Source organism: Qipengyuania sp. ASV99, assembly GCF_047872805.1.
Taxonomy (GTDB): Bacteria; Pseudomonadota; Alphaproteobacteria; order Sphingomonadales; family Sphingomonadaceae; genus Erythrobacter.
This window is the reverse complement of record NZ_JBLQUK010000003.1, coordinates 1-12,653: the sequence shown is the minus strand read 5'-3', so window position 1 is coordinate 12,653 and position 12,653 is coordinate 1. Positions and strand designations below refer to the sequence as shown.

At 62.7% G+C, this 12,653-nt stretch carries 10 protein-coding genes; 3 read left to right on the top strand and 7 right to left on the bottom strand.

The genetic code is table 11. From position 1 onward, the window contains the following. The first annotated feature begins 9 nt into the window (after nt 1-9). Both ACM64M_RS05450 and ACM64M_RS05445 read left to right on the top strand, forming a co-directional pair. Nucleotides 10-312 carry a putative quinol monooxygenase gene (locus ACM64M_RS05450; protein ID WP_416227660.1) on the top strand — a complete coding sequence of 101 codons (303 nt, stop codon included), beginning with the start codon at nt 10-12 and terminating at the stop codon, nt 310-312. A gap of 43 nt (nt 313-355) precedes the next feature. Beyond that, nucleotides 356-658 carry a putative quinol monooxygenase gene (locus ACM64M_RS05445; protein ID WP_416227659.1) on the top strand — a complete coding sequence of 101 codons (303 nt, stop codon included), beginning with the start codon at nt 356-358 and terminating at the stop codon, nt 656-658. A 6-nt stretch (nt 659-664) separates the two neighbouring features. Here the strand turns inward: ACM64M_RS05445 and ACM64M_RS05440 are convergent, their stop codons facing one another. The 5 genes from ACM64M_RS05440 to ACM64M_RS05420 all read right to left on the bottom strand — a co-directional run bounded on the left by ACM64M_RS05440 (nt 665) and on the right by ACM64M_RS05420 (nt 6,640). After that, the gene (locus tag ACM64M_RS05440; protein ID WP_416227658.1) at nt 665-2,089 is read right to left on the bottom strand and encodes a methyltransferase family protein; all 1,425 of its coding nucleotides are present in this window, start codon (nt 2,087-2,089) and stop codon (nt 665-667) included. 106 nt (nt 2,090-2,195) lie between these two features. Then, nucleotides 2,196-3,554 (bottom strand): PQQ-binding-like beta-propeller repeat protein, encoded by a 1,359-nt coding sequence (locus ACM64M_RS05435; RefSeq protein WP_416227657.1) that lies wholly within the window; start codon nt 3,552-3,554, stop codon nt 2,196-2,198. Between the two features lie 51 nt (nt 3,555-3,605). Further along, nucleotides 3,606-4,409, bottom strand: a complete 804-nt coding sequence (locus ACM64M_RS05430; RefSeq protein WP_416227656.1) for a tetratricopeptide repeat protein — start codon at nt 4,407-4,409, stop codon at nt 3,606-3,608. A 205-nt stretch (nt 4,410-4,614) separates the two neighbouring features. Next, complete coding sequence (locus ACM64M_RS05425; RefSeq protein WP_416227655.1) at nt 4,615-5,766, bottom strand: glycosyltransferase; 1,152 nt, start codon at nt 5,764-5,766, stop codon at nt 4,615-4,617. 10 nt (nt 5,767-5,776) lie between these two features. Further along, nucleotides 5,777-6,640 (bottom strand): alpha/beta fold hydrolase, encoded by an 864-nt coding sequence (locus ACM64M_RS05420; protein WP_416227654.1) that lies wholly within the window; start codon nt 6,638-6,640, stop codon nt 5,777-5,779. Nucleotides 6,641-6,726: 86 nt separating this feature from the next. Between ACM64M_RS05420 and ACM64M_RS05415 the strand changes: the two genes are divergently transcribed. Continuing rightward, complete coding sequence (locus tag ACM64M_RS05415) at nt 6,727-8,124, top strand: protein adenylyltransferase SelO family protein (RefSeq protein WP_416227653.1); 1,398 nt, start codon at nt 6,727-6,729, stop codon at nt 8,122-8,124. A 16-nt stretch (nt 8,125-8,140) separates the two neighbouring features. On the opposite strand, the gene ACM64M_RS05410 is transcribed toward ACM64M_RS05415, so the two are convergent. Beyond that, nucleotides 8,141-8,689, bottom strand: coding sequence for a hypothetical protein (locus ACM64M_RS05410; protein WP_416227652.1), 549 nt, complete (start codon nt 8,687-8,689; stop codon nt 8,141-8,143). 28 nt (nt 8,690-8,717) lie between these two features. Continuing rightward, nucleotides 8,718-12,653 (bottom strand): hypothetical protein (locus ACM64M_RS05405; RefSeq protein WP_416227651.1); only part of this gene is annotated, 3,936 nt, incomplete at its 5' end.

Sequence of the window (12,653 nt, the reverse complement as noted above, 5' to 3'; positions counted from 1 at the left end):
AGGGACGACATGCTGATTGTGCTGGCAGAGGCGGTTTTGGGCGAAGGGGCGCTGGACGCCGCGCGCACAGTGATGGCAACGATGGTCGCCGCATCGCGCGCAGAGGAAGGGTGCATCAGCTATGCCTATGCACAGGATGTGCTGGACCCGGCAAAGCTGCATATCGTCGAGAAATGGACCGACGATGCGGCGCTGGCGTTTCATTTTCAGACCCCGCACATGGCCGCGTTTCAACAGGCGCTCGCCGGGCTCGAAATCAAGATTACCGAACTGGCCAAATATCAGGCCGATGACGGTTCGCCCTTGATGTGATCGCCCATTTGTCAGGCCGAAGGATGATAAAGGAACCCCAGCCATGATGGTTGTCATCGGAAGCTTTCGGATACCGCCCAGCATGGTTGAGGTCGTGCGCGAGCCGATGGCGGTGATGATCGCTGCCAGCCGCGCCGAACGGGGCTGCATCGAATATGCCTATGCGCTTGATGTGCTGGACAAAGGGTTGGTGCGGGTGAGCGAGAAATGGGCGGACCGCGGCGCGCTGGAAGCGCATTTCCGCACCGCGCACATCGCCGAATGGCGCGCGCAGGTTTCGGCATTGGCGGTGACTGACCGCGAACTTGTCGCCTATGAAACCACCGATGACGGGTTCTATATCTAGCGCGCTTTACTCGGCGGGTTCCTGCACGGCGGGTCCAGCCACTTCGTGCCTTGCGCCCCGCCCCGACAGCCGCCCACCGGCCCACCGCCACGCCCGCGAGAGCGGCGCGGTGATCGTGCCATGCGCTTCCATCCAGTCATAATATTCACGGTATTTGGGGTCCTCTGCCAGCAGATGCGCCTCTTCGGTGCGCGCGCGCCAGTAATAGATCGCGTTGACCATCAGCAGGAAAAACGTGTTGCGGATCGCGTCCACCGGCGACCCGTTGGTCACCAGAAACGGCAGCACCGAACACCACCAGAACAGGTTCTTGGACAAATAGGCCGGGTGCCGGGTAAAGCGGTAGGGGCCATTGGTCAGCACCCCGCGATAGGTGAGGTTTGAAAATCGGATACCAAACGCCACCGTCGCCCAGGCATAGATCGCGGTCAGGAACACCAGCCACCCCGCCCAAACCCACAGCATTGCCGGATAGGCCGCCAGCCAGTGGCCCCAACCCGCTGTGCTGCTTTCATAGCTCAGGATCTGGTTGTTGCCGCCAAGGATGCCCCACACGAACGGCGGATAGCACAGCAGCGCCGCCAGCCAGCCGCCCAGAAACGGATTGCCGGACCGGATATGCGCATCGAGCGGGCGCAAGGTGAACAGATAGCCCACGGTACCGATCTGCACATCGATCAGAAACAACAGCGTGATCAGCAGCATCCCGATCTCCACCGGATTGGCGATAATCTCGGCAGGCTGCGCTTCGACCACAAAGGCAAATCCCGGTGGCAGGATCGAGATCATGAACGCGCCAAAGAACGCCTTGATAATCCATGCGCGCCAATGCTTCTTGATCGCCTCGATATCCCAATCCTCACGCGGGATCAGGCCAAGCGTGCCCGCGACCAACGCGCCGAAATGCCAGGTGCTGTCCTTGGGATCGATCATGTAGCGGTCGAGCCAGATGACATAGGGCACGCACAGCACCACCATCGGGATGATGGCGAAACCCAGCACCTCCATCGCAAACAGATAGGGGCCGTCCCAATACCAGCGGCACAGGCAATACAGCGCGCCGATGATCGCCCAGGTCGCCCACAGTCCGGCAATCTTGACCGAGGAGACCGGCAAGACGTCCTGCACACCGCGAGACAAGCTCCAGTCAAGCCCGGTCGAGGGCCGCAGATGCACCCGGTCCACCAACAATGACCAGAGCGCCATCGGCCCGGCGGTAAACACCATCGCGGTCAGCGCAGCATAGGGACCGGACAGAACGCCATATTCACCCTCCAGCCCGATCGCTTGCGCGAATGCGGGAAAGGTGCGGCAAAACATGATCCATGCAAACAGGCCCAGCAGGCCCGCCAGCCCTACGCCTGACGACACATCGCTTTGCGGCAAGGCGGCGCGTGCAGGGGCCGCAGCAGAAGTCAATTTCGCATCCATCACCCCCTGCCCTGTAACGGCAAAGGGTTAATTGTCCGGTGCGTTTCTGCGCCAAGTTTCATGCGGGGACAGACCGCCCGCAATCGTTAACCGGCTGGCGGCGCGATCACCGCCAGGCGTGGATCGTCCCGCTGTCGTCGAGGACATAGAGGTGCCCGTCGGCCACGATCGGCGGCAGGCTGACGGGTTGATCGACATCGGCGAACATTTGCGCCGATCCCTCGCCGGTGCTGACTTTCCAGATTTCGCCATTGGAGCTGGCGACCCACAGATGGCCGCCCGCGAGCACCGGACCGGTCCAGAAAATTGGACCTTCCTTGTCTTCTTCGTCGCGAAATTGCTGAAGCTGGCTGATCCAGCGCACCCGTCCGGTCGACCGGGCAATGGCCAGCAAACGCGCATCATCGGTTAGCGTAAAAATCCATTCACCCGCAATCGCCGGTGTGGAAATGCCCGCCAAGTTGAGTTCCCAGATACGCTGTCCGGTGACCAGTTCATAGGCGGCCATGCGTCCGCCCTGACCCAGCGCATAGACGCGGCCCGAATCGATGATCGGATCTGCGTCAATGTCAGTGAGCGAGCTGACGGTGGTCGAAATATTGGTCCGCGCCAAGGCGTCCGCCCACAGCGTCCGGCCATTTTCATAGCGATAAGCGCTGAGTTCGCCCGAGGAATATCCGGCGATCACCGTGCCATTGCCCGCTGCAGGGGCAGCCACCCCGAACACGCCGGATTGGGTAGTCGAACCGGATTCGTTCCACAGCAATGCACCATCAACGGCATTCAGAGCGAGGATCTGATTGTCCTGCGTCATCACATAGACTTGACCAAAGGCAATCGTTGGCGACCCGCGCAGGGGGCCCGCGGGTAGCACCTGCCAGAGAATTTCGCCCGTCATTGCGTCCAGCGCCTTGGCCTCGCCTGCGCCATTGGTGGCATAGACCCGGCCATTGTCATAGCTGACCCCGCCGCCAAACGCCGAAGGACGCATGTCGTCGCTCATCTCGGCGCTGGAATTCCAGATCCGTGCGCCGCTGCCCTTGTCGAAAGCATGGATCGTGCCGTCTGATCCGACCGCATACAGCATATTGCCGCCCACCACAGGAGCTGCGGCAAGCCGGACACTGCTGCTTGTCCCTTGGACCCGCGCGGTCCACGCCTTGGTCGGATTTTCGGGCAAGGCAAGGTGGCCGTAGGATTTGCTGGCCGAACCGCCCACTTGCGGCCATTCCGGATTTGCAGCGGCGGGGGGCAGGACCACCGTGACGCTGGCCAGTTCCGGGTCAACCACCGTCCCGCTTTCAATCACGCTCAGGATCGGGGTGCGATTGCCGACTGTTGGCGTGGTCTTCGTGCCGCCGCCAAACAGGCCGCCTCCGCCGCATCCCGCCAATGTCGCAGCCAGTGCGCCGATAGCCAGCGCACCCTTAATTCCCGTCAATCGCATATCTTTGTGTCCGATCATTCAATCTCTGTCATATTCAGGCTCGGTCAGGTTCAAGTCCTGCTTCAGGGCCTATTGCGCCGCTCCGGCGGGCGCTGCGCCGCCCACTGGCAAGACGCCTTCTTCTTCTAGCAGTTTTTCCACGTCTTCAATCGCATCTACGCCCAGCAAACCCGCCATCTGCCGCGCGCGAGAGCGGAGCGTTTCGGGTATCTCTTCGTCCTTGGAAATCTCGGCAAACAACGCGCCGGCTTCATCCCGGTTACCCGCTTCGAGATGGGCAATGGCGACCAATTCGCCCGCGCTGCCAAAGAAGGCATTGCCGGGAACCGCCAGCCGTTCAAGCCGCGCGATCACATCGGCAGGTTCACGATCGTCAAAATTCGTGCTGATTTCGCGGATGAGCGCAAGGTCACGCATCGGCTGCGGAGCCTCTGGATCGGCCGCAATCGCGGCGTAGAGTTCAACCGCGCGCGCCTGTTCGCCCTGTTCCAGAGCAGATGCCGCCTGCAGGAACCGCGCGACCGTGCGCGCACCGGGAGAGCCATCTTCAACCAGCGGCGCGACCTTTTCGTCGGCCCCGGCAAAATCCCCAGCATCGACCGAATCGAGCGCGCCGATGATTGCCTCAGATTGGCGTTCAAGCCCGGTTTCGGTCGAGCTGTCCCAATACCAATATCCCAGCATGGCCGCGATCAGCAGCGCAAAACCTCCGCCCAGCACCGCACCATATTTGCGCAGGAACTGCGTCGTGTCCTCTTGCCGCACAGCCTCATCAATTTCGCGCATGAGGATTTCGTCTTCACGCGACGGAGCACCGGGAGCATCATCGCGGGGCTCTTGACCGGCAGGGGGTTGAGTTGGAGTGCGCGCCACGGGGCCGATTTTCCTCGTTACAATTGGATTAGCATTGCGCGGCTCTTTAAGCAGGGCAAGGGCCGCGCGCAATGGCGCTGCGCCGCGCGTTCACATAACAGATCGGCTGTGCGGGGCGGAATGACAGCATTTGTCATGCCAAGCCTTTGCCTTGCACAAGTTGAACGCCCTATGAAGGCACACCGGGCGGCCAAACGGATAGCGGTCAAAAGTCCCTTCGCAGCGCTTCGGCATAGAGCGAACGATAGGCGGCGATCATATGCGAATGGTCGAAATGGGCCCGCGCTTTATCACGGTTGGCCCGGCCCAGTTCGGCGCGCAGTGCGCCGTCTGCGGTCAATTCTTCAAGCATCACCGCCAGCGCCTCAGGATCACCGCGAACCGCGATGTAGGGGCGGTTGGGATCGGCCACCATTACCTTAATGTCGCCAACATCGGGCGCGGCAATGGGCAGCCCTGCGGCCATCGCCTCCACCACAGAAAGCGGGAATTGTTCGCTTTGCGATGACAGCGCAAAGATATCGAACAGGCCGATCACGCTCGCCGGGTTTCTGATCGCACCGGGTAAATGCACGCGGTCATTGATGTCGAGCGCGCTTGCCGCCGCCATGATTGCTTCGCGTTCCGGTCCCTCCCCCAGAATGACGAGATGCCAGTATTCGGGGAGATTGGCGCAGGCCTTCACCAGCATCGGCAACTGCTTGACCGCGCGCAGGCCAGCGATTGTGCCGATCCAGCGTTCGCCTTCGCGTTTGACGACGCGAAACGCGCCGGGCTGAGGCTGACCGCCGAATTTCGCGGTGTCGATGCCATTGGCGATGCGCCGGATGCGCGTGCGCGGCTGGTTCCATACCGATTGCGCAATGCCTTCCAGCACGGTGCTCGGCACCACCAGCGCATAGGCGCGGCCCAGCGCGATCCTGCGATACCAATTGCGGGGGGCTTTAAGCTGAAGCGCTTCATCCTGATTGAACCCGTCTTCATGATGGATCAGCGGGGGCAATTTGAACGCTTCGCCAAACACCGCATGCGCCATCACAGCATCCATCGCGCCCCAATTGTAGGTCAGCACCAGATCATAGCGTTTCATTGCCCGCGCAAGGGCCGCCAGCCGCGCTGGCCCGGGAAAGCCGGTGAGCGAGGGAAAATCCTCCGGAAACTGTACTGGCACCCCGCGCGCAATATATTCGCGCGCGGCTTTGTGTTCAGGCTGGCCCGAAACCACCGTGTGATCCAGCGCATCGCCAAAGGCGTTCATCAACTGCACCGCGCGCAGTTCCTTGCCCCCGGCGGCAAAGGTCGAATGAAGATGCAGCACTTTGGGCCGCGCTGCGGAGCCTTTGGCAGGAACCGTCATGGGATCGGGGTCAAACCTGCGCGAGCAACGCGTCGATTGCCGCGCGCGCTTCGGGTTCGTCCAGGGTCGGCGCATGGCCAACGCGCGGTACGGTGACGCTGGTCATGGCAGGGTTGCGCACCCCCATCTGCTTGACCGTATCCGGCGTCAGCAGGTCGGACAGCTCGCCGCGCAGCAACACCATCGGCACTCCGCGCAGCGCCTCATAGGCCAACCAGAGATTGGGCGGCGCGGCATTGCCGGGCTCTTTGAAAGGTTCGGCAATCGCCATGTCGTAATCAAAGCTGATCCGGCCATTCTGGGTGACGACCAGCGTTCGCTTGGCCATTTCCAGCCAGGTGTCGAGATCGTAATCGGGAAACGCCGGGCCGTGGAGTTCAGCAATTGCGCGTGCCGCGTGGATCCATGTGGGATAGCTGCGCCCATGCCCGACATAGCCGCCGATCCGGGCCACGCCCTCTGCATTAAGCTCTGGCCCGATGTCGTTCATTACCACAGCCGCGATGCGGCCAGGTTTCGCGGCAGCCAGCAGCATCGTCATCAAACCGCCCATCGATGTGCCGATGGCGATAAAGCGTTCAATACTGAGCTCGGTCAGCAATTTCTCCACGTCAATGACATATTGCGCCGGATTGTATGTCGCCGGGTCGGGGGCATAATCACTTTGGCCACGACCGCGCATGTCAGGCACGATCACGCGGCGCGTCGCTGCAATATGGCTCGCCAAATCGGCAAAATCGCGCGAATTGCGGGTGAGGCCATGCAGGCACAGCACCGGCGGTCCGGCATAATCGGCAGGCCCGTCATAATCACGGTAATAAAGCGATAGCCCATCGCTGCTGGTCCAGCTCCGGTCTTCATAATGATTGGCCATGAAAGGCGAAATTCCCATTTCTTCGCTGCAACAATTCGGCGAACGCGATGCTTGCTTGCGGTCGCGCTTATCCCCACTATCGCGGGATGAACGATCTTCCGCAAGGCACCACTTACACCCCCGACCCCGCGATCACCGAATTGGCCGATTGGCTGGGGGCGGAGGTGGCCGCAGCGGATTTCCCGCAGACCCATGTGCGGTTTCGCAACGACCGCGCGGCGCAAAGCGTGGGTCTGGACGGGCTGAGCGATGCCGAATGGAGCGCGCATTTCGGTCGATTCGTACCGCTGAAGGATAATTTGCCGAACCCGCTTGCGCTCAAATATCACGGGCATCAGTTTCGCAATTACAACCCCGACATTGGCGATGGGCGCGGGTTTCTGTTTGCGCAGATGCGAGATAGTGAGGGACGGTTGATGGACCTTGGCACCAAAGGTTCCGGCACCACGCCATTCAGCCGCAGCGGAGACGGGCGTCTGACATTGAAAGGCGCCATGCGCGAAATTCTGGCGACAGAAATGCTCGAAGCGCTGGGCGTCAACACCTCAAAGACATTCTCGGTGATCGAGACGGGCGAGAAGCTGATGCGCGGCGATGAGCCCTCTCCCACACGCTCTGCGGTGATGGTGCGGCTGTCGCATTCGCATATCCGCATCGGCACGTTTCAGCGGCTGCTCGCGTATGATGAAAAGGCGCAGATGGAAGCGCTGGTGCAATACTGTCTGACGCAATTTCCCGGGCCGCCGCCGCCCGAGAACGCTCCGGGACGCGAAGAACCAGCGGTGATGCTGATGCATCACGTGGTTGAGCGAATGGCCGATCTCGCCGCCAGCTATATGGTCGCCGGGTTCGTCCACGGCGTGCTCAACACCGACAATATGAACGTGACCGGCGAAAGTTTCGATTACGGACCGTGGCGCTGGCTGCCGCGCTGGGATCCCGGCTTTACCGCGGCCTATTTCGATCATGCGGGATTGTACTCCTTTGGCCGCCAGCCAGAGGCGCTGCATTGGAACTGCGGGCAATTTGCCGTGGCGCTGCGGTTGCTCGCAGAGACGGAGCCGCTGGTGTTTGCGATGGAACGGTTTGGGCCGCTGTATATGGAGGCGATTGCGCGGCGCTGGTGCTGGCGATTGGGTGTCGAACAGCGCGGGCTGGAGGTGGATTCGCGCATGGTCAGCGCCTGCGAAAAGGCGATGCGCGACACCGGCGCGCAGCCTGACGCGTTTTTCTTCGCGCATCGGGGCGGGCGCGGGCTTGATGGTGAGATCGGCGATTTGATCGCGGATTACGCCCCGCTTCCCTCAACGCATGAGTATTGGACCTGTGATGCGCCGGAAAGCATGGTGATCGAAGAGGTCGAGGCGCTGTGGTCGGCGATTGATGAAGGCGACGACTGGACCCCTCTGGAACGCAAGGTCGCCGCTATCCGGCGCATGGGAGAAGCGCATGGTCCGGCGCCTGTCCCCGCTGGCCAATCCTGACGCCCGACGCCTGACTTTATTGCCCGTCAGCCATAGCCTGCGGCTGAAGATCAATGCCAAACAGTTTCCAGCGACCCTGCTCCCACTGAAAATACATGTCGAAGCCGATGGAGATCGGGCGCATCTGAAACACGCCGCGCACCCGGAACACATCGTTGCTGACCAATTGCGGGGCTTCGTAATAGGTCGGCGGCACCAGCAGTGCATTGGACAAGTCAATATTCAGATTGCGGATCCCGGCGAACACTTCGGTCAGCCGCGCCGGGTTGAAATTGATCTGGAACCCCTGCGCCGAAATATCGCGCAGCACCGAATAATTGCCTGACTGATTGGCATGATCGACCGCGGCGACCGTCGACCACAGCAGCTTTGAAAGCTCAAGCTGGCTCGGGGTCGGGCGAATGGATGGCGGTGGCTGGACGGTCGGCTGGGCTTGCTGCGCGGGCTGAGCTTGTTGCGCGACAGCGGGCGCGAGCGGCAGCGCGGCCCCGGCAAAGACAAATGCAAGAAGAACGAAACGAAATGCCGGGGCGCTGGGCCCCGGCATCAGGTATTGTTTGGCCATAATCATCATGGCTGTGAGGTCTAACGGCTTACCATGCAACTTGGAAGCCGCCGCGTGCGCCGACCTCGCCGCTTTCAAAGCCAACGCCCATCCCGGCAGAGATCGAAGCGTTTTCCGAAACCCGCGCGCTGATGGCGAAGGTGCCTGCACCCTGGTCTTCGAAATAGCCGACCCCGCCCGACAGAGCAAAGCTGGTGCCGGCAGGAAGCATCGGGCTTTCCATCGCCAGCGCCATGGCGACGCCTTCGTTGGCGCGGTCGATGGCGCGGCGGTTGCTTTCAGTCACAGCGAACAAGGTGTCGACCCGGCTCGCATTGGATGCGCTGAGCGTTTGCAAGGCGAGAATGTTCGATGCGTTTGCGGCAATCCCGGCGGTGTTAGTATTAACCGAAGCCTGCGATGCAAATGCGCTCGTATCGACCAATCCGGTGCGGCCCAGCGTTCCAGTGGCATCGGTGGTGACCAGGAACAGCCCGCCGGTCTGGCTGGCCGTGCTGGCATCCAGCGATGCGACGACAACCTGTCCGTCATTGGTGGCTGAAGCGCCTTGACCGATAGCAACCGAGTTTGCCCCGGTGGCCGATGCCTGCGCACCCAGCGCGACCGCTCCGGCACCACTGGCGACCGATTGGTCACCCACGGCGACCGATTGCGCTCCGCTGGCCGCTGCAGCTTCACCCAGTGCGAGCGAGCGCACGCCAGAAGCGACCGCGAGGTGACCAAAGGCCTGTGCGCGCTCGGCAGTGGCTTCCGAACGCCAGCCAAACGCCGTTGCGCCCGGCCCCATCGCAATGGCCTGACCACCGACAACCGTTGTCGAAGGACCGCTGGCGATGGTTGCCCGTCCGGTTGCACCGTCACGATTGCCGCCGATAGCGATCGAATCGCCGCCGGTTGCCTGTGCGGTGTTGCCGATTGCAATCGCATTGCTGCCCGATGCGACCGCATCTTCGGCGGCGGCAAAGCTTTGATCGCCCGACGCCGTGGTCTGATGCCCGACTGCCGTTGCCATCGCTCCGGTGGCCTGTGCCTGCCAGCCGAATGCGCTGGCACCCGGTGTGTTGGCAATGGATTCACCGCCGATAGCCGTGGTCGAATTGCCCGATGCCAGGGCGGTGTCGCCCAGCGCCAGAGCGTCTACTCCGGTGGCAATCGCTTCATTGCCGATGGCGGTCGAAAAATCGCTTTGCGCATCGGCGTTCTCACCAATGGCCAGTGAGCGGACACCCTGCGCCGTGGCAAGGTGACCAAAGGCCTGCGCCCGTTCACCCGTTGCCATCGCGCGCCATCCATAGGCCGAGGCACCTGCACCCATCGCCACCGCTTCACCGCCAACCGCCGTGGTCGACGGGCCCGAAGCCACAGTGAAGGCCGCACCGGCGTTGTCCGAACCGATGGCAACTGCATCAATCCCGTTCGCCTGAGCGCCGGTGCCGACTGCCAGCGCGCCGGCTTCATTGGCACCGCTGAGCTCGCCCAGCGCCGTGCTGTTGGCGAATGTGGCCGAGGCATCGCGCCCGAAGGCTGCCGAATTGGCTCCGGTGGCCATCGCATTGGCGCCCACAGCGGTCGATCCGCTGGCAACCGCGCCAAAACCGATAGCGGTCGAATTGACCGATGTCGCCTGCGCGCCGTCACCAAAGGCGGTTGATCCTGCTGCCGAAGCAATCGCGCCGTCACCCACCGCCGTGCTATCAGTGCCGGTGCCGCTGGAGCCCGAGGTCACCAGCGTATTGGCATCGGTCGAACCGAGCACGCCGTTCATGTCGACGGTGACAAGCTGTGTCGCCCCGCCGGTGGCAAGCCCGGCAAATGTGTAGGTGTTGTTGGCATTGCCGATCGCAACCTCATTTGCGCCGGCCGTTACACCGTCGCCCAGCGCGATGGCATTGTCTCCAGTTGTGCTGGAAAGGTTACCAATCGCAATCGAGGCGAGACCTTCTGCGCTTGCCGCTTCACCCACTGCGAGCGAACGCACGCCGCCAGCATTGGCGAGGTGGCCAAACGCCTGCGCGCGTTCCGCATCCGCGACCGAACGCCAGCCGACTGCGGTTGCGCCGGGGCCCTGTGCAAAGGCTTCGCCGCCAATCGCGGTGGTCGAATTGCCATCTGCGGTCGCGCCGCTCCCTGCATCATCGCCGCCAATGGCAAGCGCGTCGATCCCGGTCGCGCTCGATGCGTTACCGATGGCGATCGATGCCAGCCCGCTGGCCGCGGCATTGTCACCTTGCGCGATGGCGAAATCTGCCGAGGCATTGGCCGCTTCGCCAACCGCGAGCGAACGAATGCCGGTGGCGTTGGCGAGGTGGCCAAAGGCCTGTGCGCGTTCTGCATCCGCGACTGAACGCCAGCCGACTGCGGTTGCACCGGGACCCTGCGCAAAGGCTTCGCCGCCCAGTGCGGTGGTCGAATTGCCCAATGCCGAGGCGCCTGAACCTGCGTCATCTCCGCCAAGCGCAACCGCATCGACGCCCGATGCGACCGAGGAATTACCGATGGCAATGGATGAAAGCCCGTCGGCTTCGGCGTTGTCGCCTTGCGCAATCGAGAAATCGCTGTTCGCAATCGCCGCTTCACCAATCGCCAGTGAGCGAATGCCGAGGGCGTTGGCAAGGTGACCGAACGCATGGGCGCGTTCCGCCGATGCTACCGAACGCCAGCCAACCGCGGTCGCGCCGGGGCCTTGAGCCAGCGATTCGCCGCCGACGGCCGTGGTCGAATTGCCCACCGCCGCCGCGCCAAACCCGGCATCATCGCCGCCAATGGCGAGCGCATCGACACCCGCCGCAACCGATGCGTTACCGATGGCAATGGACGAAAGCCCATCAGCTTCGGCGTTATCGCCCTGCGCAATCGAGAAATCGCTGTTCGCAATCGCCGCTTCACCTATCGCCAGCGAGCGAATGCCGAGGGCGTTGGCGAGATGGCCGAATGCCTGCGCGCGTTCCGCCGAAGCCACTGAACGCCAGCCGACAGCGGTTGCGCCGGGGCCCTGTGCGAAGGCTTCGCCGCCAATCGCGGTCGTCGAATTGCTCAGCGCCTGTGCGCCGGTCCCGGCATCATCGCCGCCAATTGCGACTGCATCGACGCCAGTTGCCTGCGAATCGTTGCCAATCGCTATCGCCGCATCGCCTGTTGCCACAGCCGCGCCGCCCGCGCTGTTCACCGCGAAGAACGCGAGCTCAGCAGCGTTGGCACCGCTCGCAGTCATATTCGCGGCGATATTTGCAGTGTTGGCGGCAATGTTGGTGGTGTTGGTGGCGATATCGTCGGTCGCATCGCTCAGCTGACCGAAGTTCACCGCATCAGTGTCGGCCGTGCCAGCGGCGACATTGACGATCCGGCGTTCGCTGCCCACCGCGCCAACCGAAACGGTGTCAGCCTGATCTGCGAGCGAGCCCGCACCCAGCGCGACAGAATTGGTGGCCGTGGCAGAGCTTTGGTTGCCGATTGCAACAGCGAGTTCTGCTGAGGCACTGGCCGCTTCGCCGACCGCGAGCGAACGGATGCCCGTCGCGCTGGCAAGGTGACCGAAAGCATGGGCGCGTTCTGCGTCTGCTACTGATCGCCAACCGACTGCGGTCGCGCCGGGGCCTTGAGCCAGCGATTCGCCGCCGATGGCCGTGGTCGAGTTGCCAACTGCCGCTGCGCCGAACCCAGCATCGTCGCCGCCGATGGCGAGCGCATCTACACCCGCCGCAACCGATGCGTTACCAATAGCGATGGACGAAAGTCCGTCAGCTTCGGCGTTATCGCCCTGTGCAATCGAGAAATCGCTGTTGGCAATCGCCGCTTCACCTATCGCCAGCGAGCGCACGCCCAAAGCGTTGGCAAGGTGACCGAATGCATGCGCCCGTTCTGCTGACGCTACTGAGCGCCAGCCCACGGCGGTCGCGCCGGGGCCTTGAGCCAGCGATTCGCCGCCGATGGCCGTGGTCGAGTTGCCAACTGCCGCTGCGCCGAA

What these genes read in the sequence shown, in the direction of transcription:
- ACM64M_RS05420 (WP_416227654.1), bottom strand. Translation starts at nt 6,640, where the DNA reads ATGGCCAATCATTATGAAGACCGGAGCTGGACCAGCAGCGATGGGCTA.
- ACM64M_RS05410 (WP_416227652.1), bottom strand. Translation starts at nt 8,689, where the DNA reads ATGGCCAAACAATACCTGATGCCGGGGCCCAGCGCCCCGGCATTTCGT.
- ACM64M_RS05415 (WP_416227653.1), top strand. Translation starts at nt 6,727, where the DNA reads ATGAACGATCTTCCGCAAGGCACCACTTACACCCCCGACCCCGCGATC.
- ACM64M_RS05440 (WP_416227658.1), bottom strand. Translation starts at nt 2,089, where the DNA reads ATGGATGCGAAATTGACTTCTGCTGCGGCCCCTGCACGCGCCGCCTTG.
- ACM64M_RS05425 (WP_416227655.1), bottom strand. Translation starts at nt 5,766, where the DNA reads ATGACGGTTCCTGCCAAAGGCTCCGCAGCGCGGCCCAAAGTGCTGCAT.
- ACM64M_RS05450 (WP_416227660.1), top strand. Translation starts at nt 10, where the DNA reads ATGCTGATTGTGCTGGCAGAGGCGGTTTTGGGCGAAGGGGCGCTGGAC.
- ACM64M_RS05445 (WP_416227659.1), top strand. Translation starts at nt 356, where the DNA reads ATGATGGTTGTCATCGGAAGCTTTCGGATACCGCCCAGCATGGTTGAG.
- ACM64M_RS05435 (WP_416227657.1), bottom strand. Translation starts at nt 3,554, where the DNA reads ATGATCGGACACAAAGATATGCGATTGACGGGAATTAAGGGTGCGCTG.